Below are 26,984 nucleotides of genomic sequence, written 5' to 3'. Positions count from 1 at the left end.
TGCCGCGTAGGCAGCTCAGAAATCGAGCTCGAGCACGCCGGCCGGCGCTAATGCGAGCGCTGCTGCTGAAGATCGCCTGCCAGCCACTGCGCGCAGCGACGCCCAACGGCGTGCGTGAGGCGTGTGCGGTCTATACGCTGGAGCCGGTCGTGCTGCCTGCGGGAAGCGAACGGCTGCATTAGCAACCGCACATTCCCCCAACGAAAAACGGGATGGCCGCAAGGCCATCCCGTTCTCGACACACCCGATCGGCGACGCGCCGATCAGTTCTTCAGGCCGCGATTTTCCAGCAGCGGCTCGACGCTGGGGTCCTTGCCGCGGAAGTCGCGGTACAGGGTGGCCAGGTCGACGGTGTTGCCACGCGAGAGGATCTTGGCGCGGAAGATGTCGCCGTTCTTGCGCGACAGGCCGCCGTTTTCCTTGAACCACTGGAACGCGTCGTCGTCGAGCACTTCCGCCCAGAAGTAGGCGTAGTAGCCGGCCGAGTAGCCGCCGCCCCAGATGTGGTCGAAATAGGTGGTGCGGTAGCGCGGCGGCACTTCCGGCAGGTCCACCTTGTACTTCTTCAGCGAGTCGGCCTCGTACTTGTCCACGTCCTGCAGCGGCGCGTCGGCCGGCAGGGTGTGCCAGGACAGGTCGAGCAGCGCCGCCGACAGGTATTCGGTGGTGGCGTAGCCCTGGTTGAAGGTGCGCGATTTCTTGATCTTCTCCACCAGGTCGGCCGGCATCGCCTCGCCGGTCTGGTAGTGCTTGGCGTAGTGCGCGAACACCTTCGGATCCGACGCCCAATGCTCGTTGAACTGCGACGGGAACTCGACGAAGTCGCGCGAGGTGGCGGTGCCGGCCAGGGTCGGATACTTCACGTTGGAGAACATGCCGTGCAGCGCATGGCCGAACTCGTGGAACATGGTGGTGACGTCGTCGAAGCTCAGCAGCGCCGGCTGGCCCGGGGCGGGCTTGGTGAAGTTGCAGACGTTGTAGACCACCGGCTTGGTGCCGGTCAGGCCGTTCTGGCCGACGAACTCGTCCATCCAGGCGCCGCCGGACTTGCTGTCGCGCTTGAAGTAGTCGGTGTAGAACAGCGCCAGCGACTTGCCGTCCTTGTCGAACACCTCATAGACCTTCATCCCGTCGTGGTAGGTGGGGATGTCGGTGCGTTCCTTGAAGGTGAGGCCGTACAGCTGGTTGGCGGCGTAGAAGACGCCATTCTGCAGCACGTTGTCCAGTTCGAAGTACGGCTTGATCTGCGCTTCGTCGAGGTCGTACTTGGCCTTGCGCACCTGCTCGGCGTAGAAGTCCCAGTCGGCGGCGGTGAGCTTGAAGCCGCCCTTCTGCGCGTCGATCACCTTCTGCATCTCCGCGGCCTCGCTGCGCGCCTTGGCGGTGGCGGCGGGCACGGTGTCGGTGAGCAGCTTCAGCGCCGCGTCCGGGGTCTTGGCCATCTGGTCGCTGAGGCTGTAGGCGGCATAGCTGTCGAAGCCGAGCAGCTTGGCCTTCTGCGCGCGCAGCTGCGCCAGGCGCTGCACGGTCTGGCGGGTGTCGTTGGCATCGCCCTTCTCGGCGCGCGACTGCGAGGCGGCCATCACCTGCTGGCGCAGGTCGCGGTCCTTCAGCGAAGCCAGCACCGGCTGCTGGGTAGTGTTCTGCAGGGCCAGCAGGTACTTGCCGTCGAGCTTGCGCGCGGTGGCGTCCTGCGCGGCCGAGGCGATGTCGCCGTCGGACATGCCGTCGAGCTTGGCCTTGTCGTCCACCACCACCGCACCGGCGGCGGTGGCCGCGACCAGCTTGGTGTGGAACTGCGTGGCCAGGGTGGTCTCTTCGACGTTGAGCTTGCGCAGAGTGGCCTTGTCGGCGTCGGACAGTTGCGCGCCGGCGCGCACGAACTCCTGGTATTCGTACTCGACCAGGCGCTTCTGCTCCGGGTCCAGGGTCAGCGTGTCGCGCTGGTCGTACAGGCTCTTGATGCGCGCGAACAGCTTGGGATCCAGGCTGATCTCGTCCTGGTGCGCGGCCAGCTTGGGCGCGATCTCTTCCTGGATCTTCTGGCGGGCATCGTTGGTGTCGGCCTGGACCAGGCCGAAGAAGATGCGCGACACGCGGGTCAGGGTCTCGCCGCTGCGCTCCATCGCTTCCAGGGTGTTGGCGAAGGTGGCCGGTTCCGGGTTGTCGGCGATCTTGCGGATCTCGGCCAGGTGCTGCTTCATGCCTTCTTCGAAGGCCGGCAGGTAGTCGCTGTCCTTGATCTTGTCGAACGGCGGCGCCTGGAACGGCAGCGTGCTCGGGGTCAGCAGCGGGTTGGCGGCGGCGGCGGGCTGCGCGGCGGCCGGAGCAGCGGGGGCGGCGGGCACGGGGGTGGACTCCTTACCGGAACAGGCGGCCAGCGCCAGGCTGATGGCGGCGGCCAGAACGACGTTACGCGACATGAGGTGGAACTCCTGGGAGGACCTTGGGGCCAAGACAGCCGCCCACGTTACCGGGTTTGCCTGGCAGCGGCATGTGCCATTGGCTCGGCCCGGTACGGCAGCCAGCCGGCGTACAGATCGCCGGGCGCGGGCTTGGCGCCAGCGCCGGCAGGGTGACCTCGCTCCTGCACCTCGCCCACGGCGTCCTCGCATCGGCCACCGCGTTCGACCCGGAAAGGACCCTTGCCTGCCAGGGGGCAAGACGGTCGGCGGTACGGGCGCCGGCCAATCGCAAGGAAGCGGCCGGCACCGCGGAGCGGGCCGGCGCGCCGGCTCACTGCCCGCCGGGCAGCGGCAACGCCTCGTCCTTGAAGATGGCCACGTGCGGCACGCCGTCGGCGCCGATCCAGCCGCGGTACATGCCCTCGGTGTTGAACGGGAAGGCCACGCTGCCGTCGGCGCCCAGCGCGATCGCGCCGCCGTCGCCGCCGGCCTTGGGGATCTGCCTGTCGATCACCGCATCGGCGGCCTGGGCCAGGCTCTGCCCGGCGTACTTCACCCGCGCGCAGATGTCGTAGGCGGCCACCGCGCGGATGTAGAACTCGCCCCAGCCGGTGCCGGACACCGCGCAGCGGCTGTCGGCGTAGGTGCCGGCGCCGATGATCGGCGAGTCGCCGACGCGGCCGTAGCGCTTGTTGGTCATGCCGCCGGTGGAGGTACCGGCGGCCAGGTTGCCCTGCAGGTCCAGCGCCAGCGCACCGACCGTGCCGAAGTGCTTGGCCGTCTCCAGGTCGGCGTGCGCCTGCTTGTTGGCCTCTTCCTTCAGCGCCTGCTGCAGTTGTCGCCAGCGCTTCTCGGTACGGAAGTAGGACGGATCGACCAGGGCGATGCCGTGCTGCCGCGCGAAGATCTCGGCGCCGTCGCCGACCAGCATCACGTGCTCGGACTGGTCCATCACCGCGCGCGCCAGTGCGATCGGGTTCTTGACCCGGTGCACGCCGGCCACCGCGCCGGCCTTGCCGGTGCGGCCGTCCATGATCGCCGCGTCCAGCTCGTTGCGGCCATCGTGGGTGAACACCGCGCCCTTGCCGGCGTTGAACTGCGGCGAATCCTCCAGCACGGCGATCGCCGCGGCGACCGCATCGGTCGCCGACTTGCCCTGCGCCAGCAGCGCCTGCCCGGTGCGCAACGCCTGTTCCATCGCCGCGCGCGCCTCGGCCAGGTCGGCGGCGCTGCTGCTGGCGCGCTCGACGCCGGCACCGCCATGAATCACCAGGGTGGTCGCCGGGATCTCGCGCATGCGTCCGTCCTGCACGGCGTAGTAGCGGTGGAACACCGGCGCCTCGACGCGGCCGTCGGGCAGGTGCAGGGTGGAGCCGGGGCCGACGCCGACGGTCTCGATGCGGGCGGCCTGCAGCGGCTGCCCGGCCGGGGTCGGCGGTTGCAGCGGCCCGGCGACCACGGTGGCGACGGCCTGCGGATCGGTGGCGTAGACGCGGGCAGTGCCGTCGCCCTCCACCGCCAGCGCGGCGCTTTCGTCCACGCCCAGGCCGATCAGCGGCGCGCCCTGCGGCGCCAGCGTGGCGGCCTTGGCGCGGAATACGAACAGGCGGCCGAGGCGGTCGCGCTCGCGGAAGTGGGTGTCGGTGATGACCCGCTTGAGCAGGTCCAGGTGCAGGAAGTCGGTCTCGATGGTGACCGCCGGCCCCAGCGGATCGGCCAGCGCCGCCGGGCTGGTGATGCTGCCGCCGTCCATTGAGCCGTACAGGTACTCGCCGAGCATCGCCAGGCCGGCACTGGTGCCGCCCAGCGGCTTGCCGGCGCGCACGTGCGCGTCCAGGGCGTCGGCCACCGGGGTGTTCTTCCAGTAGTGCACGTAGCGCGACTGGTCGCCGCCGGCGATGAAGATGCCGTCGGCCCGCGCCAGCGCGCGCAGCAGCGCCGGATCGCTGGAGGCGCCGCGGCCGCTGAACACGAACGTCTCCACCGAGGCCACGCCGCCGACCTTGCGATAGAACTCCTCGCCCACCTCGCCCGCCTGCGAGGCGCGCAGCACCACTACGTGGCCATGCCCGGCCTTGGCCATGAACCAGCGCAGCGCGTCGTAGTTGCGGTCGCCGCCGCCCATCAGCAGCAGGCCGGGCGACACCGGGCCGGGTGTGGGCGCGGCCGGGTCGCCGACCAGGTACTGGCGGTAATCGCGCGCGACGGCGGGCGTGGCCAGGCACAGGCCCAGCAGCAGCGACATCCAGGGCCGGAACATGCCGACGGAACGGGTCATGCGGATCTCCTCGGGAAACGGGCGGGCAGGCGAGCGTGCGGCTCGTTGCTGAGAGGGGACGAACGGCGGCACGGTTTCCCCCCGCCGCGCCACCCTCCCATGTTCGACGCGCGGCACTTGCCCGCACGCGCCGGCGATCGGCTAATGTGGGATCCATGCCCGCTTCCCTCGACGATTGGTTCGTCCAAGAAATCCTCGTCCACGAGCAGGCGCTCAGCGGCTACCTGCGGCGCTGCTGGCCGCATCGCGAGGAGTGGCACGACCTGCGCCAGGAGATCTACGTGCGCGTCTACGAGGCCGCCGGCAAGGCCCGGCCGAGCCTGCCCAAGTCGTTCCTGTTCGCCACCGCGCGGCACTTGATGACCGACCGCCTGCGCCGCAACCGGGTGGTGTCGATCGAGGCGGTGGGGGATCTGGAGTCGATGCACGTCCTCATAGACGAGTTGTCGCCGGAGCGCTGGTGCGGCGGACGCCAGGTGCTGGGCCGGCTGGCGGCCGCCTTCGACCGGTTGCCGGACCGCTGCCGCAGCGTGGTCTGGCTGCGGCGGGTCGAGGAACTGCCGCAGAAGGAGGTGGCCGTGCGCCTGGGCATCAGCGAGAAGAGCGTGGAGAAGCAGGTGGCCCGGGGCATGCGCCTGCTGGCCGATCATTTCCATGGCGACGAGGGCGCGGCTGCGCCGGCGAAGCCGATGCAGGCGCGGGCACGCGATGGACAGCAGGTGGATTGAGGCGCGTGCGGCGGCCTGGCTGGCGCGGCGCGACCGCGGCGACTGGTCCGACGCACGGCAGGCGCGCCTGGACGCATGGCTGGCCGCGGCCACCGCGCACCGGGTGGCGTTCCTGCGCCTGCAGGCCGCCTGGCAGGAGAGCGGGCGCCTGCAGGCGCTGGGGGCAGGCCAACGCGATGGGCAAGTGCCCGAACGCGGCCGCTGGCAGGGCCTGGGCGGCCGCAGCACGACGGTGCCGGCCGCCACGGCCGCGCCCGATCTGCGCGACCTGCACTTCGCCCCACGTCCACGCGCGCAGCCACGCCGGCGCTGGCCGGCCGCGCTGGCGGCGGCGCTGATCGGTGCCGCGGTGCTGGGCCTGGGCTGGCGCCATGCGCGCGAACCGGTACCGACCGCCTACGCCAGCGTGACCGGCCAGCTGCGCCCGGTGGCCCTGGCCGATGGTTCGCAGGCGACGCTGAGCAGCGACAGCCGTATCGCGGTGGCGTTGTCGCACGCGCAGCGGCACATCGACCTGCAGCGCGGCGAGGCGTTCTTCGTGGTGAGCAAGGACCCGGACCGGCCGTTCGTGGTCGCCAGCGGCGTGCGCCGGGTGGTGGCGGTGGGCACGCGCTTCGCGGTGCGCCGCGAAGCCGATGCGCTGCGCGTGGTGGTCACCGAAGGCACGGTGCGGCTGGAATCGGCGAGCGCGCCGCAGGCGCCGCCGCTGCTGCTGCACGCCGGCAGCATCGCCCAGGCCGGTCCGCACGGGGTACTGGTGCGCCGGGTGGCGCTGGCCGAGGCCGAGCGCGTGCTGGACTGGCGCAGCGGCTACCTGAGTTTCGACGACACCCCGCTGCAGGCGGCGGTGGCCGAGTTCAACCGCTACAACACCGTCAAGCTGCAGGTCGCCGACGCTGGCGCCGCGGCGCTGCGGGTCGGCGGCAACGTGCGCTGGTCCAACGTCGACGCCTTCGTGCGCCTGCTCGAACAGGGGTTCCCGATCCGCGCCGAGCGCCGCGGCGACACGGTGCTGTTGCACAGTCGGTGAGCCGTTCCGCGCCGGGGAGTCGCGGTGGCGGGGGGATTTGCCGGTCTCGTTCGTCCTGGAGCTACGGAGGCGCGCTCCGCGCCCGTTTGGGGAGAAAACTCGATGCGGTATCCGATGCGCGCCCTGCTGCTGAGCATGGCCTATGCGAGCGCCTGTGCGGCGCAGGCGCAACCCGCTGCCGTGGCCGCCGCCGGCGCGGTGGACGTCCCCGCCGGCCCGCTGCGTGCGGCGCTGGATGCCTTGGCGCGGCAATCCGGCGCGCAACTGATCTACCGCGCCGATCAACTGGGCCAGGCCCGCAGCGGCGGCGCGCACGGCCGGTTGGACACGGCGCAGGCGCTGCAGCAGGTGCTGCGCGGCAGCGGCTTCGTTGCCCAGCGCGATGCCTCCGGCGCCTGGCTGGTGCGGCGCCAGGAGCCGGCCCCGGCCCGCGCGCAGCCAGCCCGTGCCGCCGCGCCGCCGCCGGCCGCGGCGGCCGATGCGCCGGTGGCGCAACTGGACACGCTGCGCGTCACCGGCTCGCGCATCCCGCGCACGCAGGTGGAAGGCCCCGCACCGATCAGCGTGATCAGCGCCGAGCAGATCAAGGCCAACGGCTTCACCTCGGTGCCGGACGTGCTGCGCGCGATGACCCAGAACGGCGGCGAGACGCAGAGCCCGCAGTCGGCCAGCGGCGCGGACTTCTCGCCTGGGGCGCAGCAGGTGGACCTGCGCGGGCTCGGCCCCAACCACACCCTGGTGCTGGTCAACGGCCGCCGCATCGCCGACTTCCCGATGCCGTTCAAGGGCCGCAGCAACTTCACCGACATCTCCAACATCCCGCTGGGCATGATCGACCGCATCGAGATCCTGACCGGCAGCGCCTCGGCGATCTACGGCTCGGACGCGATCTCCGGCGTGGTCAACTTCATCCTCAAGAAGCACGCCGACGGCACCACGCTGGACTACCGTTTCGGCGACACCACCCGCGGCGGCGGCGAGAGCTTCAACCTCAGCCTCAGCAGCGGCTGGTCGCGCGGCAATTTCGATGCGGTGTTCGGCACCGAACTGGTGTCGCAGACGCCGCTGTGGGCCTATCAGCGCAGCCGCCAGGACAGCACCCTGGACGGCCCCACCGCGCGTTCGCAGGTGCCGCGGCGCACCTTCCTGCGCACCGACTACGACGACAACTATCTCGACCCGGGCGAGGACACCTGCGCGTCAGTGTCCGGCCTCAACGGCGGCAGCACCGGCTACGCCACGCGCCCGGGCTACGGCGCGTTCTGCGGCAGCAGCGCCTCGATCGGCTACGGCACCATCACCAACAAGCGCCGCGGCTTCAACGGCTACGCCTCGCTGCGCTACGCCTTCGACAACGGCAGCGAGTGGTTCGCCGACGTGCAGTTGGGCTACCACGAGCTGTCGCTGTTCCGCGACGTGACGCAATGGGGCTACATGGCCCCGGATGGCAACGAGCAGGGTTATTTCTACAACCAGGCCACCGACCAGGTGGAAGCCTGGGGCCGGCAGTTCAGCCCGGAAGAAATGGGCGGCCTCAACGCCGGCACCATCCGCACCCGGCAGAAGACCTTCAGCGTCACCACCGGCTTCAAGGGCCACCTGGGCGCGGACTGGGACTACGAGGCCAGCCTCAGCCACTCGCAGTACCAGGCCACGATCAGCTGGCCGCAGATCGTCGCCGCGCGCGCCAACGCGCTGTTCCTCGGCCCGCAGCTGGGCGTGGACGAGGACTCGGGGCTGCCGATCTTCAACGCCGACCCGCAGCGCCTGTACACGCCGCTGAGCCGCGCCGAGTACGACAGCATCGCTCAGCGCACGGTGTACCAGCCGCGCTCGCGCACCGACACCCTCGCCTTCACCGCCACCAACACCGCGCTGTTCTCGCTGCCCGGCGGCGATGCCGGCATCGCCGCGACCGCCGAGTTCGGCAACCAGGGCTACAACCTGCGCCCGGATCCGCTGGCCACGCAGTACTACTACTACAGCTGGAAGGACTCCGATGGCCACGGCAGCCGCAACCGCTGGGCGCTGGCCAGCGAGCTGCGCCTGCCGGTGCTGTCGACGGTGTCGCTGAGCCTGGCCGGGCGCTACGACCAGTACCGCTTCGCCGGGCGCGCGCTGGGCAAGTTCACCTACAGCGGTGGGCTGGAGTGGCGGCCGGTGGACACGCTGCTGGTGCGCGCCTCCTACGGCACCGCGTTCCGCGCGCCGGATCTGCACTACGTGTATGCCGGCCCCGGCAACGACGAGACCACCGGGGTCGATTACTACCGCTGCGCCAGCGAGGAACCGGACGTGGCGATCCAGGACTGCAGCTACAACGAGGACGCGGTGATCCGCGGCCGCAGCGGCAACCGCGCGCTGGATCCGGAGAACAGCACCTCGTGGACCGCCGGCCTGGTGTGGTCGCCGCTGGCGGACCTGGACCTGTCGGTGGACTACTTCAACATCGACATGCGCGACCAGGTGCAGGACCTGCGCGTGGACCAGGTGCTGCGCGACGAGGCCGACTGCCGCCTCGGCGTGCTGCAGGCCACCTCCACCACCTGCCAGCAGGCGCTGGCACGGGTCACCCGCAGCGCCGACGGCCGCCTGTACGGGGTCTACGTCAATCCGATCAACATCGCCCGTGAGCGCACCAACGGCATCGACCTGAGCGCGCAGTACCGCCTCGACACCGGCATCGGCACCTTTCGCCTGAGCGGCAACTACACCTGGGTGCGCCGCCACGACATCCAGGTGTACGCCGGCGAAGCGATGGTGGATGAGTTCGCGGTCAACAGCGGCTACGACATCCCGCGCACCAAGGCCAGCGCCAGCGTGTCGTGGGAGCGCAACGCCTGGACCGCGACGCTGCACGGCGAACGCCTGGGCCGGCTGCCCACCTCGGATTCCTACGACCAGGTCTACGACCCGGCCAGCGGCGACAGCCCTTGGATCGGGGCGACCTATCGCTACAACGCCTCGCTGCAGCACCGCTTCACCGACCACGCGCAGCTGTCGCTGACGGTGACCAACCTGTTCGACAAGATGCCGCCGCACGACCGCACCTACACGGCGTACCCGTATTACGACGTGTCCTGGTTCGACACCGTGGGCCGCAGCGTGTACCTGCAATACACGCAGAAGTTCGGCGGCAGCGCGCTGTAGCGCAGGCGTCGAAGCGATCGTGCGGGAGCGGCCTCAGCCGCGACAGGGCGTTACCGGGAAGGCCTGTCGCGGCTGAAGCCGCTCCTACAACAGACACCTGACCTTTGCAGGCAGGCACCATGTCCAGCGCATTTCCACCGGCCCTGCAATGCAGCATCGATGCAACGCAGGCTCCCTGTGGGAGCGAATTCCGTCGCGACGCGCGAAACCGAACGCGGACTGACACCGTCCGTCGTCGGGACTGAAGTCCCTCCCACAAGGACTCACGATCCGCTGCCTGTAGGAGCGGCTTCAGCTGCGACCGGGCATCGGGAAAGCCGATCACGACTGAAACCTCGACCATGGCTGAGGCATCGTACGGGATCGACGATGAAGTACGACGCGCTTTTTTTGTAGGAGCGGCTTCAGCCGCGACCGAAGCTTTCCCGATGCCCGGTCGCGGCTGAAGCCGCTCCTTGTATCTGGACCTGTCGCCCTTAAACAGGCGTCATGTCTTCCGACTGATCATCGGAGGAGGTGTGGGAAGTCCAGTCGCTCCTGAAGCTTAGAGCTTGCATCGTAGATCGGCTCCCCTCTCCACATGCTGGCCCTTGGGTGTCCGAACGGTATCCAGAGTCCGCCCCCGGCGTGAACTCGCATCGACAAGGCAGGACCGGGCACAGCGCCGATCATGACCCTGACACGATGGAGGAATCGCGTATGTCTCCCGTCATCGGCATCGACGTCGCCAAGCGCAGTTTCGATGTGGCCATCGAGCTGACCAATGGCAAGCACCGTACCAAGGCCAAGTTGTCCAACGATGCCAAGGGCTTCCAGGCCCTGCAGGCATGGCTGCAGACGCATGCGCAGCCCGAGAGCTGGATCGCCATGGAGGCCACTGGCACCTACCACCAGGCACTGGCCGAGTTCCTCCACGCACGAGGCTATCGGGTGTGCGTGCTCAACCCGGCGCAGACGGCCGCGTATGCACGCAGCCAGCTCAGCCGGGTCAAGACCGATCGCAGCGATGCCAAGCTGATCGCCAGCTATGCCCTGCGTCACCGCGAGCAGTTACGCCGTTGGCACCCTGATCCGCCGGCGCTCAAGCAGCTCAAGGCACTGGTGCGCCGGCGCCAGGACTTGCAACAGATGCTGCAGATGGAGCGCAACCGGCTGGACGTCGCTCCGGCCCAGGTGAAGGACTCGATCCAGGTCCATCTGGCCGATCTGCAACATCACATCGCCCAGATCGAGCAGGCCATCGATGACCATATCGACCAGGATCCGACCTTGCGGGGGCAGCGCGAGTTACTGGTGAGCATCCAGGGCATCGCCGACACCAGCGCGGCCTTGATGCTGGCCGAGCTTGGCGATGTGAGGCGCTTTGCCGATGCCTCGGCGGTGACCGCCTTCGCCGGCCTGAATCCGTGCCTGCAGGAGTCGGGCGACCGCAAAGGCCATGTCTGCATCTCGCGCACCGGCTCGCCGCGCCTGCGCGCGGGCCTGTTCATGCCGGCCCTGGTGGCCATGACCCACAACCCGGTCATCCGGGCGCTGAAACAGCGGCTAAGCGAACGCGGCAAAGCCGGCAAGCAGATCGTGTGCGCCGCTATGCGCAAGCTCCTGCACCTCGCCTATGGCGTCCTCAAATCGGGCACCGCGTTCGACCCGAAAAGGGGCCTTGCCTGCTAGGGGGTAAGACGGTATCTACGACAGCGGGTGGCGCCGTTGGGTGCAACGGCGGGTCGGCGCAGCCCTCAAGCGCCGCCCATCCTCACAACGTATCGCGATGCTTGCCGCGCCACGGCCGGTACCAGGTGCGGATCGCGGCGATGTCGGCCTGCATGTCCTCGCTGGTCCATACCACTTCGCCGAGGCCGATGGTGCGGCTGGGGTAGTCGAAATACACCGGAAAAATCGGCACCTGCGCGCCGTGGGCGATCTTCCAGAACCCGGTCTTCCACTTCTCCACGCGCTTGCGCGTGCCCTCGGGGGTGATCACGTACCACATGCGCTCGGCGCCGCGGATCAGCGCCACGGCCTGTTCCACCACCCCGCGCGGCGAGTTGCGGTCCAGCGGGATGCCGCCAAGCTTGCGCAGCAGCGGCCCCAGCGGCCACCAGAACAACTGGGTCTTGCCGAGCACGCGCACCTCGAAGCCGACCGCGAACTTGACCGCGAAGCCCACGAAGCCGTCCCAGTTGGACGAATGCGGGGCCACGATCATCACCAGCTTCGGCTCGTTCGGGAACTCGCCCACCACCCGCCAGCCGGTCAGCCGCAAGGCGGTGCGGCCGAGCCAGCGCATGAAGCGGCTGGGCTTGACCATCGGGATGTTCGGGGGCGCTGCGGGCAGGCGGTAATCGCGTTCGGTCAAAAGTCACTCCCAGCGGCCGGGTGAGCGGCCGCGTTTGATCTGGCTGCGCTCGCGCTTGGCGTCCAGGCGTCGCAACTTGGCGCCGTGCGAGGGTTTGGTGGCGATGCGCCGCTTCGGCACCGACAGCCCGGCGGCGATGAACTCGGCCAGGCGCTGGCGCGCATCGTCGCGGTTGCGGTCCTGGGTACGGAAGCGCTGCGCATCGATCACCAGCACACCGTCGGCGGTGATGCGGCGATCGCGCCGCGCCAGCAGACGCGCGCGCAGCGGCTCCGGCAACGACGGCGAGCCGGCCAGGTCGAAGCGCAACTCGACCGCGGTGGCGACCTTGTTGACGTTCTGCCCGCCGGCGCCGCTGGCGCGCACGAAGCGCTCGACGATTTCGTCTTCCGGAATCGCCAGGCTGCTCGAGATGTGGATGGCCCCGTTACCCATGGCGCGGATTGTAGGGCATCCGCCGGACCGCCCGGTTTACGCCCCGGCGCTGCCTGAACGGGCCAGGGCGCGAATGCCACCCCGCAGCGCCGCCCGCGGTGCGGCGGCGGCATCGCGGCGATTGCCGTATTCTGGCCGCCGGTCATCGTTCTGCAGGATGCTCCATGTCCCCGACTCCACGCTTCTTCCGTTGGCCGCAGCGCCTGCTGCTGGCCCTGTTGCTGGCCCTGGTCGCCCTCCCCGCGCTGGCCGAACCGCCCAGCGAGGCCGACGTCAACCGCCTGCTGTCGGCCTCGCGTGCGCAGAACATGCTCGACACCATGCTGCCGCAGATCGAGGCGATGCAGCGCCAGCAGTTCGCCCAGCTCACCGCACAGCACCCGCTCGACGCCACCCAGCAGCAAAAGCTGCAGCAGATCCAGGAGCGCACCCAGGCCACCGTGCGCAAGGCGCTGTCCTGGCAGGAAATGCGCCCGCTCTACGTCGACCTGTACAAGCAGACCTTCTCCAAGCAGGACGTGCTGGCGATGGCCGAGTTCTACGAGAGCCCGGCCGGCCAGAGCCTGCTCGACAAGACCCCGCAGCTGATGCAAAACCTGATGGGCGCGATCCAGCAGAAGATGACCCCGCTGTTCGCCGACCTGCAGAAGGACCTGGAGCAGACGGTCAACGCGCCGCCGGCGAAGTAAGGCGGCATCGATTTTACGCTGTCGTAGGAGCGGCTTCAGCCGCGACCGGGATGCATCGGGGACGCCTGGTCGCGGCTAAAGCCGCTCCTACAGCTCATTGCTCAGGCATACACGGTAGCTTTCCATCATTGCTACCAGCACGATCAATAGTTCGCGGCCCGCAATATCCGGCCGGATAACGCAGCATGTCAGTTCATCCAGATATATGCGGCCGTTTCACGATCGCCCCATACAGCACAATCGCCGGTTCCATGCACGTAGACCACCTTGCCTTGTGCGGAAGCGCTTAGCAGCAGTGCGTACTGAGCTCTTCCGGACTGGGTCGCCAATGACAACGCCAATGCCGTGCTGGAGCATGCGGGCACGTTCGTGTAGGGCCCATCGAGGGAGAAAAATACGACATCCTGAGAGTGCGCCATGATCGTTGACACTTTTCCCGACGCATCTCCTGCCGATGCAGAAAACGGCAGCATGGAAATAATCGAGACAGCAAGAACCAAACGAACCTTATTCCACATATTATCCCCCTGAGAAAACTACGGAATTAAGTTTATCAAGATAAACGAAACCGAGCTTCGCCGCCATCCCGCTGCGGACGCTTTGGCACTGTGCATATAAAAGATCAGCCTCGAACAGATCACCCCAGTGACGGCACCTTGCCACAGCAACAGCCTCATGGAGGGAGCGGTGCTACCCCGCCACACCACATCCCACAGCCACCTGCCACGGCGCAGGATCCCAACCGAACAACCCGAACGCGCGCACGAACTCCGTATCCAGCGGCGCAGTGACCACAATCCGATGCCCATCGGGATGCGGAAACGCCAGGCGCTCGGCATGCAGCAGCATGCGGTGCACGCCCTGCATGCGGAAGATGCGGTTGTGGCGACCATCGCCATGGCTGGTGTCGCCGATCAGGTGATGCGAGAGATGCTTGAGGTGGCGGCGGATCTGCCGGAAACGTCCGGTCACCGGGCTGCAGCGCAGTAGCGCATAACGCGAGGTGGCGAACTCGCCCGAGGGTACCTGCAACTCGCCGCAGGCCAGGCGCTCGAAGCGGGTCTGCGCCGGTTTCTTCAGCGGCTTGCCGGGGCCGCCGTCGAGGTCGTGGTCGACGTCGAAGCGGTCTTCGGCCGGCCAGCCGCGGCAGATCGCCAGATAATCCTTGTCCACTTCGCCGCCCATCAGCGCCTTGCCCAGTGCGCTGGCGGTGTCGCGATCGAAGGCCAGCAGCAGGCAGCCGCTGGTGGCGCGGTCGAGTCGGTGCACCAGAAAGATCGGCCGGCCCAGCTGCGCACGCAGGCGGTCGGCGAGGAAATCGTCCTCGCCGCGGGCGAGCTTGCTGTCGTGGACCATCAGCCCGGCGGGCTTGTCGACCACGGCGAGCAATGGGTCTTGGTAGAGGATCTGTAGAGGCGCGGCGTCGGTATTCACCACCGGATTATCCGCGCCGTGCCGCGGCGCGACAATGCGCATGGCAGGGAATGCGGCGCGCATGCAGGTGGCAGGTGGCGATGAGCGGCAGCGTCCGACGCCATGCCCCCACGATGCCGCTCACGACACGACGCTCATTGCTCGGATGACAACCTGGCTGCAGTTCGTGCGTCCAGTTGCGTGACCCGGCGATGCACGCCGCACGTCCGCAACGCCGTCGCGGGACGCCTACGCGTCCTTGACTGCCAGCAGTTCGCCGTTGCCGACCGGCAGCGTGGTGCAGGTGAACGCGGCATCGGCGTGCAGCAGCGCGGCGAAGGGTGCCATCTCCGCCGCATGCGACAGCGCGTTGTCCACGACCAACAGCCCGCCCGGCCGCAACACGCGACGCAACTGCGGCCACCAGTCGCAATACAGCGTGCGCTCGGCGTCGAGGAACAGCAGGTCGAACGCAGCCGACCCCGTGTCCGCCAGCCAGGCGCCGGCATCGGCGTGGACCAGGTCGACGCAACCTTCCACGCCGGCACGCGCGAAGCTGCGCTGCGCCAGCGCGATCTTGTGCGCGGCGTGCTCCACGGTGACCACGCTGCCGCCCAGGGCCGCCGCGGCCTCGGCCAGCCACAGCGTGGAATAGCCGTTGGAGGTGCCGATCTCCAGGACGCGCCGCGCACCGCTGGCGCGGACCAGCACCGCCAGCAGTTCGCCGGTTTCCGGGGCGATGTTGAGCAGACGCTGCGCGCGCTGAGATTGGCCGGCGTCGTGGCGCGGCCCCTCCGCGCCGAGTTCAGCGCGCACCGCCCGCAGTCGCGTGCGGTCCAGCGCGCTCATGCTCAGCGCCGCCACCACGCCGACAGCAAGGCCGCCGTGCCGGCACCACCGCTGATCCACGCCCACAGCGACACCCCGGCCAACTGCGGCCCGCCGGCGTCGAGCGCGTACAGCAGCGTGGCCACGGTGAGCAGGCCGACGCCGGCGATCGCCGCGACCACCCGCCGCTGCATGCGCCGCACCAGCAGGTTGAGTTCGAACAGGTCGCGCGAGCGCATCGACAGTTCGTGCCGGCCCTCGACCTGCTGGCGCAGCCAGCCGTGGATCAGCCTTGGCATGTCCGGGGCGTGGGTCATGATCTCCGGCAGGCGTTTGCGCAGTTCGTGCAACGCCCGCTGCGGGCTGTAGCGCTCGATCAGGATGCGCTCGAGTACCGGCCGCGCCACCGCCCAGATGTCCAGTTCCGGGTCGAGCTGGCGGCCGACGCCTTCGATGTTGAGCAGGGTCTTCTGCAGCAGGATCAGCTGCGGCTGCAGGGTCAACTGGTAGCGCTGGGCCACGCGGAACAGCTTGATCAGCACCTCGGCCAGCGAGATCTGCGACAGCGGCCGGGTGAAGTACGGTTCGCACACAGAGCGCGCCGCCGCCTCCAGCTCGTCGATGCGCACGTTGGCCGGCATCCAGCCGGCCTCCACGTGCAGCTCGGCCATGCGCCGGTAGTCCTTGTTGAAGATGGCCATGAAGTTCTCGGCCAGGTAGTACTGATCTTCCTGCGAGAGCTGGCCCATGATGCCGAAGTCCAGCGCGATGAAGCGCGGGTTGTCGCGGCGCGCCGGATCGCTGTCGACCCAGATGTTGCCGGCGTGCGCATCGGCATGGAAGAAGTTGTCGCGGAACACCTGGGTGTAGAACACCCGCACACCCTTGGCCGCCAGCGCGCGGCGGTCGATGCCGGCGGCGTCCAGCGAGGCGATGTCGTCGGACGGAATGCCGCGCACCCGTTCCAGGGTCAGCGCGCGCTCGGCCGTGTGGGTCCAGATCACCTCGGGCACGTACAGGTCGTCCGAGTGCAGCCAGAAACGGCGCAGCACGCTGGCGTTGGCGCCCTCGCGCTGCAGGTCCAACTCCGCGGCCAGGGTGGTCTCGATCTCGGCCACCACCTCGCGCGGGCGGATCTTGTCGGCGCGCGGATGGGTGCGTTCGACCAGCGCGGCGGCCGATTTCAGCAAGGCGATGTCGGCGTCGATCTGCCGCTCGATGTCCGGGCGCAGTACCTTCACCACCACTTCGCGGCCGTCGTGCAGCGTCGCCGCATGCACCTGCGCGATCGAGGCCGAGGCCAGCGGCGTGGTGTCGAAACTGGCGAAGGCCACGCCGATCGGCTGTCCCAGCGCCTGCTCGACGATGCGCCGCGCGGCCTCGCCGTCGAACGGGCGCACCCGGTCCTGCAGCAGGGTCAGTTCCTCGGCCACGTCCGGCGGCATCAGGTCGCGGCGGGTGGACAGGATCTGCCCGAACTTGACGAAGATCGGCCCCAGGTCCTGCAGCGCCAGGCGCAGGCGCGCCCCGCGCGATTGCGCGGCGATGTCGGGGCTGGCGCGCGGCACGAAGGGTTTGGCCAAACGCAACCAGCGTTCGGCCGGGGTGCCGTCGAGCAGGTCGTCCAGGCGGTAGCGCAGGATCACCCGGCCGATGCGGCTGGCGCGGAACATCGCCTTCATGCGCCACGCTCCGGCTGCAGCCGCGCCACCCGCGCGGCGATGCGCTCGACATCGTCGCGCAGCACGTCGACGTCGTCGTAAAAGGCCTCCAGTTCGGCGCGCGCGACCACGTCACGCGACTCTTCGGTGACGTACTCGGCCGCACTCTGCGCAAGGTCCTGCGCACTGCGCCGGGCCTGCTGCAGGGCCGAACGCGCGGTATTGGCCACCTGCACGCCGAGCACCTCGCCGAACACCTGCACGAACGGCCGCTGCCAGTCCGGATCGAAGCGCGTCGCCAGGTGCTGCAGGCGTCGCGCCAGTTCGGCATCGCCAGAGACCCGCACGCGTCCGCCGGTACGCCGCGCCTGCGCCAGGAACGGCAACTGCGCGAGCAGCCCGCCGAGCGTGCTGCGCACCGCCAGTTCCGGCTCCTGCGCCGGATCCACCGGGCCGACCCGCAACTGCGAGCCATCGACGCGGATCTGCAGGGCCAGTGCGGGCGCCTCCAGGGTCAGCGCCACGCGCTGACCATCGAGGTCGCGCAGGGCCTCGCCGGTTTCCGGGTCCAGCGCCAGCGCGCGATTGAGCGCCGCTTCCAGCGCGCGGCCGGCCAGGGGCTTGAGAGCATCGAGGGGGGATCCAGACATGCCCGCATTCTAGCGGCAGACACGTCGCAAGGCCGTGCGCAGGGCGAGACAGATGCCCCACCCAGGCCGCCGCTTGCCGCTATTGCGCCTGCGCGCCGCCCAGGTGCTTGCTCAGGAACGCCAGCAACTGCGTGTAGTAGGCGCGCCGGTGCGCCTCGGTGTAGAAGCCATGACCCTCGGTGGGGACATACAGCGCCTCTACTGGCACCCCGGCCTTCTTCAATGCCTTCTCCATCCGCTCGGTATGTTCGATCGGGGCACGTTCGTCCTTGCCGCCAGCGGCCAGAAACACCGGCACGCGGATACGTTCGGCCAGGTTGACCGGCGAACGCGTCGCCAAACTGTCGCGTTCGCCCAGCCAATCGCCCGCCCAGGCCTTGGTCCAACGCGCATATCTGGCCTTGTCACGGTACATGGTCTCCAGGTCGTACACGCCGACGTAGCCGGCCGCGCAGCGGTACAGCGCCGGCTCCTTCGCCGCCCCCATCAGCGCAGCATAGGCCCCGTAGCTGGCGCCGTAGATGCAGATGCGCGCGCTGTCGGCGACGCCCTGATCGATCGCCCAGCGGGTGGCATCGGTGAGATCGTCCTGCATGCGCCCGCCCCATTCCCGGGCGCCTGCCTGGGTATAGGCGCGACCATAGTTGCCGGAGCCGCGGTAGTTCACCCGCAAGACCGCGTACCCAGCCGCGGCCAGCACCTGCGCATCGTCGTCGAATTCCCAGCCATCGAAGAGACCGAACGGTCCGCCATGCGGCAACAGCACCATCGGCAGTGGTTTGCCGGCCGGCGCCTGCAACGGCAGTGTCAGATAGCCGTACAGGTCCATGCCATCCCTGGCCTTGAAGGCGACCTCGCGGGTGTGCGGCACCCTATCCGGCACGAACCATTCGCGACGGCTGAACACCCGCTTTGCCGACTTGTCCGCGGTGTCGAACAGGAAGTAATCGCCGTTGTTGCGATCGCTCCACACATAGAGCATCAGCAGGCGCCGATCGGCGGTGGCCGAGGTGATGAACACCGCATCGCCGTTGAAGGCCTGCTCCAGCGCGCGGTACAGCCGTGCCATCGGTGCGTTGTCGTCGAAGAAGCGGTTGTGCACGCGGTCGCTCATAAACGACACGCCGATCGGGGTACGGCCGTCCAGGTCGCGCAGCACCTGGTAGGGATCGACTCGTGCGTCGCGCAACAGCGGTGTGGAGCGGTCGCTTTGCGGATCCCAGGACACAACCGTATCGGGTCCTTCGGCTTGCTCTACCTGCAGGTAGGCGATCTTGTCGTCCGCGGAAAAGCCCAGCGGGAAACTGCGATGTCCGCTGCTGGCCTCGTCGTTGATCAGCCGCCATGGGCTGGCGTCGTCGCTGCGGTAGAACAGTTTACTGGCGTTGCTGCCGGTCTCGGCACCCTGCGCGAAGCGCACGTGGCCGCCGTGGTCGGTGACGAAGTCCGCGCGTGCCACCGGTGCGCGCGCCACCGGCATGCGCCGGTGGTTGTAGATGTCTAGCTTGTCCACATGCACGGTGGGATCCTTGGTCTGCTCCACCACCGACACCAGGACCGAGCGCGGATCGTCCGGCAAGGTGTCGAGCATGAACACCGACGGATCCAGGCCGGCCTTGTAGGTGACGCCATTGACGCTGTCGTTGAGCCCGTAGGGGCTGGCCAGCAAGCGCGGATTCTTGCCGTCGGCGTCGACCGCATGCAGCTGACCGATCGCCACCGGCCGGTCGAGCGCGCCCAGGCGCTCGGCCATCGATACCACGATGCGCTCGTTGCTGGCCCACCAGAAATCGTGCACCACCGAGTCGGCCTGGCCCATGATCTTGGCCGAGACCTGCTTGTCGCTGCGTCGTATGACCGCCAGCACGGTGCGGTCCTCGAGCGGCGCGGTGACGGCGTAGTAGGCACCGGTCGGCGAGATCTTGACCCGTTCGAACTGATCGCGCTGCAGGTATGGCGCCAGGTCCACCGGCGGCACCTGCGCGCACGCGCTCCCCGCAAGCGCAAGGCCTGCCCATACGATCCACGCTCGCATTCGATCCGCCCCTATCCCCTGAGCGGAGGATGGTGACAAGCGTCAGGCAAAACGTCTAGCCCGCAGCGCCACTAAGCGGCCCGGCGTGCGGTCAGCCAGCGCCATCGCGGCGCCCTGCCCCAGAAACGACTTGCCCGCGACGCAAAGCGCCGCGGGCAAGCATCGACGTTCGATTGTCGCGAAAGGACTAGACCTTGCCGCGGCGGAACATCGAGATCACCGCCAGGATCAGGAACACCACGAACAGGATCCAGGCGATGTTGGTCGCCGCGCCGGCGATGCCGCTGAAACCGAGCACGGCGGCGATGATGGCGATCACGAAGAAGATGATGGCGTAATGCAGCATGGCAATATCCAGAAGTTGTCGTGCCGAATCGGCGCGGCATCATCTTCGGAAACCAGCGGTCGTCAGCGGGTGACGGACGTGTCGTTGCGCCATGAGGACGCCAGCCGCTGCAGGCCCTGCTCGATCGACACCTGCGGCACGTAGCCGAAGTCGCGTCGGGCCGGTTCCATGCTGTACCAGTGCGGCGTGCACAACTGCTCGGCCAGGAACCGCGTCAGCGGCGGCTCGCCGCGCAGGCGCAGCAACGGCCACAGGGTTTCGCAGGTGGCGCCGATGCGGTAGGCGGCCTTGAACGAGAGCGTCTTGGTCACGACCGGCGCGCCGACCGCGGCGAGCAGCTTGTTGAGCAGCTCGCGCATCGGCAACGGCTCGCCGTTGGAAATGAAGTAGGCCTTGCCGGCACAGGGCGCGCCTACCGCCAGGTGCTCGAAGGCGTCGAAATGCGCCTGCGCGGCATTGTCGATGTAGGTGGAATCGACCTTGTTGTCGCCGCCACCGACCAGGCGCACACGCCCGGCCTGCGCCCGCGCCACCAGCTTGGGCAGGATCTGATTGTCGCCCGGCCCCCAGATCAGCCGCGGGCGCAGCGCCACCACGGCCAAGCGCGCGTCGTTGGCGGCCAGCACCATGCGTTCGGCGATCGCCTTGGTCGCCGCGTACGGCGCCTGGAAATTCTCGCCGTAGGGCACCTGGTCCGCGCCCAGGCCCTCGACCGGATGGGTGGCGCGGTGGGTCACGCTCGGCGTGGAGGTGTAGACCAGGCGCGACACGCCCTGCATGCGGCAGGCAGCCAGCACGTTCTCGGTGCCGACCACGTTGGGCTGGTAGTAACTGTCGTAGCTGCCCCAGGCGCCGGCCTTGGCGGCGTTGTGGAACACCGCATCGGCGCCGGCCAGCGCATGTTGCAGCGCCTGCGCGTCGACCAGGTCGCCCCGCACCTGTGCCACACCCAACGCCTGCAATTCCGGATAGTGGCCGCGGTTGTAACTGACCACCTCGTGCCCCCGCGCGACCAGCCCGCGGCACAGCGCCTGGCCCAGGAATCCACCACCGCCCGTCACCACAATCTTCATCGCGTCGCACCGATCGAACCAGGGCGCACACGATAGCCGGGGCCGCCGGTGAAGGCGATCCGCGATGACGACGCCGGCGACACAAGCCGTGCAAGCCCTTGATCCGACTGACCTTCAGAATTCTTAAGTCTGGCATCAGGCACTTCAGCGATGCCATGGGCGTAAGTGCACCGGCCTTTCCACCGGAGTTCTGCCATGTCACGCCTGCAACTGCTGCTGTGCGCCATCTTCTCCCTCATCGTTCCGTTTGCTTGCGCCGCCGCACCAGCGGCCGCGACCACACCGCCGGCGCAGGACGACGGCTGGCCGGTCGCCGACGCCGCCGCCAGCGGCTGGAAGCTGGACCGGCTTGCCGCCATGGAACGCGCCATCGCCGATGGCGCGGCGCCGGACACCACCAGCGTGCTGATCGTGCGCGACGGCGCCTTGGTCTACGAGCACTACTTCGGTGGGGCCGACCGGCAGACCTTGCACGACACCCGCTCGGCGACCAAGAGCGTGACCGCGCTGCTGGTCGGCGCGGCGATCGCGCGCGGCCGTCTGCCTGGCGTGCAGACCCACGTCTACGACTTCTTCGGCGACCGCCAGTGGCAGCACGATGCGCCGCGCAAGCGCGCGATCACCGTCGAAGACCTGCTGACGATGAGTTCGCAATGGGAGTGCGACGACGACAACGCCTTCTCCAGCGGCCACGAGGAACGCATGTACGTCAGTGCCGACTGGACGCAGTTCGCACTGGACCTGCCGCTCAAGGGCTATGCACCGTGGATGCGCCGCCCCGAGGAGAGTCCATATGGACGCGCCTTCTCTTACTGTACCGCCGGCAGCTTCCTGCTCGGCGCGCTGCTCGAGAAGGCCACCGGGGAGCGTCTGGAGGACTTCGCCGCGCAGGTCCTGGAGCGGCCGCTGGGTATCGTCGGTGCGCACTGGCTGCACGCCGCCGAGGGCGTGGGCATGGGCGGTGGCGGCACCCGCTACCGCAGCCGCGACCTGGCCAAGTTCGGCCAGTTGCTGCTTGACGACGGCCGCTGGCACGGCACGCAAGTGCTGCCGGCCGCATGGATCCGGGCGATGACCCAAGCGCATGCGCAGGCCCGCGACGATGCCGACTACGGCTACCTGTTGTGGCGCTTCCGCTTCCAGGCCCACGGCGTCGAACGCGGGGTCTGGGCGATGTCGGGCAACGGCGGCAACTATGTGTTCGTGCTGCCGGAGGAACGCCTGGTGGTGGTGATCACCCGGCGTGCCTACAACCGCCCGCAGATGCACCCGCAATCGCAGGCGCTGCTCGCCGACTACGTGCTCACGGCATTGCCGTAGGCACCAGTCCGGCACGCTGCGCCTGTACCCGTTGCACGGCGACATCGGCCTCGTTGCGCGCCAGCAACGCCGCGAAACCCGGCTCCGCGCGCAGCGGTGCCAGCAGCGGCGACACCCGCAGGTAGGCACCGTCGCGATAGCCCGCGGCCTGGGCCCGACGCAGCGCGTCCAGCGCCGCCGGCCGGTCGCCGGCCAACTGCAGCAGCAGCGCTGCATCCAGCGCATCCAGCGGGTCGGTGCCGCGCGCCACGGCGTCCAGCAAGGTCTGCGCCCGCGCGCGCAGCTGCGGCGCCGGGAGCGGCGGTTGCGCCTGCAGCGTCCAGGCCACGGCCTGGGCAAAACTGCCTTGCGGGCGCAGACGCATGGCCTGCAGGCTCGCCTGGCGTGCCCGCGCGGGGTCGCCACGCGCCAGCGCCACTTCCGCCTGCAGCAGGAACAGTCCGGCGGAGTCGGTGCCACGCCCCAGCGCCTGATCCAGCGTAGCCTGCGCATCGGCCGTGCGCCCATGCACGAACAGGAAGCGCGGCCACGCCAGATTGGAATACGCGCTGTCGGGATAGAGCTGGAAACTGTCGCGGTAGCGCGCTTCGGCGGCGCTGACGTAGCCCAGCAGGTCGAGGTTGCTGGCGATCTGCAGCGGCAGGAAGCGCACCCGCGCCGGATCGCGCACTTGCAGGTTGGCCGCAAGCGCTTGCGCCAGGCGGCCCTGGCGTTCGTACAGATAGGCCGCCGAGCCACGCACGGCATCGGCCTGCGGGTCCAGTTGCAACGCGCGCTCATAGGCGGCCAGCGCCGCGGCGTTGTCGCCGCGGCAATCGTACGCATAGCCGAGCGCGGCATGCGCGGCGGCCAGACGCGGATGCGCCGCGAGTACCTGCGTCGCCAACCGCTGCGCGCGCAATGCGACCTGCTGGTCGCCGTCGTATTGGCAGACGCGCGCACTGTAGGCGCGGCTCAGGCCAATCAGGGCTGCCGCCTCGTCCGGTGCCTGCTGCAGGCGCTGCTGGTACAGCGCGATCGCACGCGTGTTGTTGTCGCGCTGGCCGATGCCGGCGTAGTACTCGGCGCGCTGCAACAACGGCGACGCGGCCGGCGTTGGCACGGCTGCCTGCCAGCGCGATACGACCAATGCCGAGGCGATCGCCACCGCACCGGCCGCGATCGTCCAGACGCCACGCCTGCGCCACATCGGCCGCGGTGCGGGTACGGCGTCGGCAGGAACCGGATCGGCGTCGGGCTGTACCGGGAGGCACAGCTGATACCCCTGGCCGCGCACCGAGCGCAGATAGCGCGGTTGCCGCGAGGCATCGCCCAACGCCTGGCGCAGCAGGCGCACGCGCTGGGTGACGGTCTCCTCGTTGACCAGCGCCGGCGCCCACACCTGCGCGATAAGTTCATCGAACCCCACCACGCGCTGACCCTGCTGCAGCAGGTAATGCAGCAGGCGAAAACTCAGCCCGCCCACCTCCAGGACGTCACCATCGCGCTCGACCCGCTGCCGCGCCGCGTCGATGCGCAGATCGCCCAGCCGGTAGCGCTCGGCCATCGTCGCGCCTCAGCGCACCTGTTCCGCCGCCCACAGCGCCAACTTCTCGCGGCCGATCTTGGCGTTGTGGCGGATGTCCACCGGAAAGCCCGGGTGGCTCAGGAAGTCGACGATGCCGGCCGTGTGCGCGTGCGCGGCGGCGGTATCGCGTAGTTGCTGGAGCAGATCGTCCAGTTCCAGTTGGCTCGCCATCCAGGCGTTGTCGCCCAACTCGTAGCACAGCACCGGGCGCTGTCGCCCCGGCTCGCCGATGCCGACCAGGGCGGTGCGGCCGATGCCCGGCAACGCATTGAAGATCGGCTCCACCTGTTCGGTGTACAACGGCCCCTGCGCGGTCTCCACGCGCTGGGTCTTGCGCCCGCAGAACCACAGCCGGCCCTGCGCGTCGAAATAGCCGACGTCGCCCATGCGGTGCACGATGCGTTCGCTGCCATCGTCCAGGCGCTCGCGGATCTTGGCCAGCCGCGTGGCCGCGTCGCGGTTGAAATAGGTGTCGGTGGCAGTCGGGCCGGCCACGGTGATCTCGCCGACCGTGCCCGCCGGCACTTCGCGCACGTCGCTCCACTCGGGAATGGCGGCATCGTCGATGGCGATGATGCGCACCTCGTTGGGCGGCACCACGGTACCGACGCAGGTGCCGGCGCCGCTCTCGGTGGCCGCGCGCGTGTCCTGCAGCGCGCGGCCCTCGATCACCGCCACCGGCAGACACTCGGTGGCGCCGTAGGGCGTCCAGAACTTGCCATCCTCCGGCAGCAGACTGCGGATCCGCGCCACCACGTCCGGCGGCACCGGCGCACCGGCCGAGGTGGCGCAGCGCACGTTGGTCAAGGGCTTGCCGTAGTCGGCCAGCACCCGCATCAGTGCCGGCGAGCCGAACAGCTGGGTCACGCCGAAACGCTGCATCGCATCGTGCAGCTTGCGCGGGTCGACCTTGGCCGGACGCGTCGGGTCCATGTCCGGGATCACCGAGGTCAGCCCCAGCGCCGGATCGAACAGCGCGAACGGCGGGAAGGTCGGCAGGTCGATGCCGCCAGGCTGCATGTCGAAGGCATTGCGCATCAGCTCGATCTGGCCGACGAAATGGCGGTGCCGGTAGACCACGCCCTTGGGCACGCCGGTGGAGCCGCTGGTGAACAGGATCGCGGCGACGTCGTCCGCGGCCGTGTCGGCCAACTGGCTGCCGGCGCCCTGGCCGGCGCGCTCGATCCGCGCCAGCGTGGTGCCGCCCCAGGCCCAGCGCCGGCCGACGGTGACGATCCGTTTCGCCGAGCGCGCCCAGCCGAGCAGGCGCCGCGCCAGCTGCGCCAGCGGAATGCCGATGAAGGCCTCCGGCTGCGCCTCGTCCAGGCATTGCTTGAGCGCGCGCCGGTCGATGCCCGGATCGACCAGCACCGGCACCGCGCCGACCTTGAACAGCGCGAACATCAGCAGGAAGAACTCCGGCGACGGCCGCACCATCACCACCGTGCGGGTGCTGCGGCCGATGCCGTAGGCGCCCAGGCCAGCGGCGATGGCATCGCTGCGCGCGTCCAGCTGCGCATAGCTCAGGGTCACGTCGTAGGCGGCCATGCCACCGGGGCCGAGCCGGCCGGGGCAGCGCATGGCGATCTGGTCCGGGCGCTCGCGCGCCAGCCGCGGCAGCGTGGCCGCGATGTTGCAGGTCGTGGTCATGCGCCGATTATCGCCGATGCGCCGGGCCGCAGCCGACAGCCCACCCGCGGCGGCCGCGGCTGAATGCCGCAGTGCTTGCAGCGCGCCCCGGTTCGGTCAGAATGCCGCGCCCCCCCACCGCTGTTCGCCGCGCAAGGCCCGGCCACCATGTCCCATCCCTGCCTCACCTGCGGCGCCTGCTGCGCCTACTTCCGCGTCAGTTTCCACTGGAGCGAAGCCGATCCCGCGCTGGGCGGCAGGGTCCCGTTCGAGCTGACCGAGCCGCTGCGTACCCACGAGCGGGTGATGCGCGGCACCTCGCAGGCGCAGCCGCGCTGCATCGCCCTGGACGCGGACATCGGCCGCTACAGCCGCTGCAGCATCCACGAGCGGCGGCCGTCGGTGTGCGCGGCGGTGCCGGCCTCGCTGGAGTTCGGCGAACGCAGCGCGCAATGCGACAAGTCGCGGCTGGCGCACGGGCTGCCGCTGCTGACCCCGGCCGACTGGGACGGCGTGGTCGAACGCAATCTGCCGGACGCCTGAGCGACGGCGCCGCAAGCACGGCAGGGATGCCGTGGGGGTGGCTTCAGCCGCGACCGGGCGTGACCCGCAACGCCAGTCGCAGCTGATCCCACAAAACGGGACGACAGCCGCTCCCACAGGTGCGGCACTCGCCTTGTCGGAGGACTGCACTGTGGGAGGGACTTCAGTCCCGACGACGGCGGGTGTCAGTCGGCCTTCGCCTTCGCTCCTCGCGACTGCATGACAGCTGACTCCTACGGAAACCCGTACAGACGCCCAGCCTGCCGGCATCCGGCATCCGGCGAACGGCGTGGCGCACGTGCGCCCGCACGCCGCATTGGCTCAGCGATGCTTCCAGGCGGTCGGCACCGGATTGGTCACGGTGTTCTTTTCCAGGGTGTAGGTGCCGTTCTGTTGGGCGATGGCCTCGCCGGTGTCGACGATCGCATTCTGGATGAAGACGTTCTTGTCCTCGCCGCGGATGAAGGTCAACTGGTGGAAGGCGGTCTTGTTGCCCCAGTCCTCGGACGGCAACGAGATGAAACGGACCGTATAGGTCTGGTCGTCGAAGCTGCCCTGCAGCACGTACACGCCGTAGTGGTTCTCGCCCTGCGAAATGATCTTGTACATGCCGTTGCTGTAGTAGTAGATCTCCGCATCGGGGAACGGCTTCTTGTCGTACAGCTTGCGGTAGTGCAGCACCTGCTTCCAGGTGGGCTGGCCGAATCCCACCGTCAGCGTCTTGCCGTCTGCGGACGTGGTCAGGTCTTCCGCGTGCGCGCCAGGCACGCTCATCGCCATCAGCAGCATCGCCATCGTCATCGCTTTCACTCTCGTCTCCGGTTGGATTGCGTGCAGCGTTCGCTTCG

General features: G+C 69.1%; 22 protein-coding genes and 1 pseudogene. 7 read left to right on the top strand and 16 right to left on the bottom strand.

The window, feature by feature from the left end; translation table 11 throughout:
- Positions 1 to 263: 263 nt before the first annotated feature.
- From dcp to QN245_RS01185, 3 genes and pseudogenes are all read right to left on the bottom strand, one after another.
- On the bottom strand, positions 264 to 2,423 hold the full coding sequence (gene dcp, locus QN245_RS01195; RefSeq protein WP_317844333.1) for a peptidyl-dipeptidase Dcp: 2,160 nt from the start codon (positions 2,421 to 2,423) through the stop codon (positions 264 to 266).
- Between the two features lie 313 nt (positions 2,424 to 2,736).
- Positions 2,737 to 3,702 carry an isoaspartyl peptidase/L-asparaginase family protein gene (locus tag QN245_RS01190; protein WP_317845280.1) on the bottom strand — a complete coding sequence of 322 codons (966 nt, stop codon included), beginning with the start codon at positions 3,700 to 3,702 and terminating at the stop codon, positions 2,737 to 2,739.
- 264 nt (positions 3,703 to 3,966) lie between these two features.
- Positions 3,967 to 4,488 (bottom strand): annotated as a pseudogene (locus tag QN245_RS01185) (cyanophycinase); the annotation flags it as partial.
- Positions 4,489 to 4,838: 350 nt separating this feature from the next.
- On the opposite strand from QN245_RS01185, the gene QN245_RS01180 reads away from it, so the two are divergent.
- The 4 genes from QN245_RS01180 to QN245_RS01165 all read left to right on the top strand — a co-directional run bounded on the left by QN245_RS01180 (position 4,839) and on the right by QN245_RS01165 (position 11,262).
- Positions 4,839 to 5,411, top strand: a complete 573-nt coding sequence (locus QN245_RS01180) for an RNA polymerase sigma factor (RefSeq protein WP_317844332.1) — start codon at positions 4,839 to 4,841, stop codon at positions 5,409 to 5,411.
- Positions 5,392 to 6,441, top strand: coding sequence for a FecR family protein (locus QN245_RS01175; RefSeq protein ID WP_317844331.1), 1,050 nt, complete (start codon positions 5,392 to 5,394; stop codon positions 6,439 to 6,441). The genes QN245_RS01180 and QN245_RS01175 overlap by 20 nt, the downstream gene beginning before the upstream one ends.
- 114 nt (positions 6,442 to 6,555) lie before the next feature.
- Entirely contained in the window at positions 6,556 to 9,591 is a 3,036-nt protein-coding gene (locus tag QN245_RS01170) for a TonB-dependent receptor (protein ID WP_317845425.1), read from the top strand.
- A 699-nt stretch (positions 9,592 to 10,290) separates the two neighbouring features.
- Entirely contained in the window at positions 10,291 to 11,262 is a 972-nt protein-coding gene (locus tag QN245_RS01165; protein ID WP_317843970.1) for an IS110 family RNA-guided transposase, read from the top strand.
- A gap of 82 nt (positions 11,263 to 11,344) precedes the next feature.
- On the opposite strand, the gene QN245_RS01160 is transcribed toward QN245_RS01165, so the two are convergent.
- Both QN245_RS01160 and arfB read right to left on the bottom strand, forming a co-directional pair.
- Entirely contained in the window at positions 11,345 to 11,899 is a 555-nt protein-coding gene (locus QN245_RS01160) for a lysophospholipid acyltransferase family protein (protein ID WP_160964809.1), read from the bottom strand.
- 51 nt (positions 11,900 to 11,950) lie between these two features.
- Positions 11,951 to 12,382: an alternative ribosome rescue aminoacyl-tRNA hydrolase ArfB gene (gene arfB / locus QN245_RS01155; protein WP_160964622.1), complete on the bottom strand. Its 432-nt coding sequence runs from the start codon at positions 12,380 to 12,382 to the stop codon at positions 11,951 to 11,953.
- Between the two features lie 164 nt (positions 12,383 to 12,546).
- Between arfB and QN245_RS01150 the strand changes: the two genes are divergently transcribed.
- Positions 12,547 to 13,071 (top strand): DUF2059 domain-containing protein, encoded by a 525-nt coding sequence (locus QN245_RS01150; RefSeq protein WP_160964624.1) that lies wholly within the window; start codon positions 12,547 to 12,549, stop codon positions 13,069 to 13,071.
- A gap of 188 nt (positions 13,072 to 13,259) precedes the next feature.
- Here the strand turns inward: QN245_RS01150 and QN245_RS01145 are convergent, their stop codons facing one another.
- The 8 genes from QN245_RS01145 to oleD all read right to left on the bottom strand — a co-directional run bounded on the left by QN245_RS01145 (position 13,260) and on the right by oleD (position 21,077).
- Positions 13,260 to 13,589, bottom strand: a complete 330-nt coding sequence (locus QN245_RS01145) for a hypothetical protein (RefSeq protein WP_184647850.1) — start codon at positions 13,587 to 13,589, stop codon at positions 13,260 to 13,262.
- Positions 13,590 to 13,761: 172 nt separating this feature from the next.
- Complete coding sequence (locus QN245_RS01140; RefSeq protein ID WP_425612894.1) at positions 13,762 to 14,568, bottom strand: pseudouridine synthase; 807 nt, start codon at positions 14,566 to 14,568, stop codon at positions 13,762 to 13,764.
- A gap of 165 nt (positions 14,569 to 14,733) precedes the next feature.
- A complete protein-coding gene (locus QN245_RS01135) occupies positions 14,734 to 15,333 on the bottom strand; it encodes an O-methyltransferase (RefSeq protein ID WP_317844329.1) in 600 nt (199 codons plus the stop codon).
- A 2-nt stretch (positions 15,334 to 15,335) separates the two neighbouring features.
- Complete coding sequence (ubiB, locus tag QN245_RS01130) at positions 15,336 to 16,994, bottom strand: ubiquinone biosynthesis regulatory protein kinase UbiB (protein WP_160964626.1); 1,659 nt, start codon at positions 16,992 to 16,994, stop codon at positions 15,336 to 15,338.
- Positions 16,991 to 17,623 carry a ubiquinone biosynthesis accessory factor UbiJ gene (locus QN245_RS01125; RefSeq protein ID WP_317844328.1) on the bottom strand — a complete coding sequence of 211 codons (633 nt, stop codon included), beginning with the start codon at positions 17,621 to 17,623 and terminating at the stop codon, positions 16,991 to 16,993. The genes ubiB and QN245_RS01125 overlap by 4 nt, the downstream gene beginning before the upstream one ends.
- A 79-nt stretch (positions 17,624 to 17,702) precedes the next feature.
- The gene (locus tag QN245_RS01120; RefSeq protein WP_184450157.1) at positions 17,703 to 19,658 is read right to left on the bottom strand and encodes an alpha/beta hydrolase family protein; all 1,956 of its coding nucleotides are present in this window, start codon (positions 19,656 to 19,658) and stop codon (positions 17,703 to 17,705) included.
- 187 nt (positions 19,659 to 19,845) lie between these two features.
- Complete coding sequence (locus QN245_RS01115) at positions 19,846 to 20,004, bottom strand: DUF1328 domain-containing protein (RefSeq protein ID WP_003468167.1); 159 nt, start codon at positions 20,002 to 20,004, stop codon at positions 19,846 to 19,848.
- A 62-nt stretch (positions 20,005 to 20,066) separates the two neighbouring features.
- Positions 20,067 to 21,077 (bottom strand): 2-alkyl-3-oxoalkanoate reductase, encoded by a 1,011-nt coding sequence (gene oleD, locus QN245_RS01110; RefSeq protein ID WP_317844327.1) that lies wholly within the window; start codon positions 21,075 to 21,077, stop codon positions 20,067 to 20,069.
- A gap of 195 nt (positions 21,078 to 21,272) precedes the next feature.
- Here oleD and QN245_RS01105 point away from each other — a divergent pair, with 195 nt between their 5' ends.
- Positions 21,273 to 22,397, top strand: a complete 1,125-nt coding sequence (locus tag QN245_RS01105) for a serine hydrolase domain-containing protein (RefSeq protein WP_317844326.1) — start codon at positions 21,273 to 21,275, stop codon at positions 22,395 to 22,397.
- On the opposite strand, the gene QN245_RS01100 is transcribed toward QN245_RS01105, so the two are convergent.
- The gene (locus QN245_RS01100; RefSeq protein ID WP_317844325.1) at positions 22,381 to 23,943 is read right to left on the bottom strand and encodes a winged helix-turn-helix domain-containing protein; all 1,563 of its coding nucleotides are present in this window, start codon (positions 23,941 to 23,943) and stop codon (positions 22,381 to 22,383) included. The two genes, QN245_RS01105 and QN245_RS01100, sit on opposite strands and share 17 nt — an antisense overlap.
- A 9-nt stretch (positions 23,944 to 23,952) precedes the next feature.
- Positions 23,953 to 25,614: an olefin beta-lactone synthetase gene (gene oleC / locus QN245_RS01095; RefSeq protein WP_317844324.1), complete on the bottom strand. Its 1,662-nt coding sequence runs from the start codon at positions 25,612 to 25,614 to the stop codon at positions 23,953 to 23,955.
- Positions 25,615 to 25,761: 147 nt separating this feature from the next.
- Here oleC and QN245_RS01090 point away from each other — a divergent pair, with 147 nt between their 5' ends.
- Positions 25,762 to 26,136: a YkgJ family cysteine cluster protein gene (locus QN245_RS01090; protein WP_043095431.1), complete on the top strand. Its 375-nt coding sequence runs from the start codon at positions 25,762 to 25,764 to the stop codon at positions 26,134 to 26,136.
- Positions 26,137 to 26,457: 321 nt separating this feature from the next.
- On the opposite strand, the gene QN245_RS01085 is transcribed toward QN245_RS01090, so the two are convergent.
- Entirely contained in the window at positions 26,458 to 26,937 is a 480-nt protein-coding gene (locus QN245_RS01085) for a hypothetical protein (protein WP_317845279.1), read from the bottom strand.
- Positions 26,938 to 26,984: the final 47 nt, after the last annotated feature.

The sequence above is a fragment of the Xanthomonas rydalmerensis genome (genome assembly GCF_033170385.1).
GTDB classification, from domain to species: Bacteria; Pseudomonadota; Gammaproteobacteria; order Xanthomonadales; family Xanthomonadaceae; genus Xanthomonas_A; species Xanthomonas_A rydalmerensis.
The sequence above is the reverse complement of the archived record's forward strand: the minus strand, read 5'-3'. Positions and strand labels throughout refer to the sequence as shown.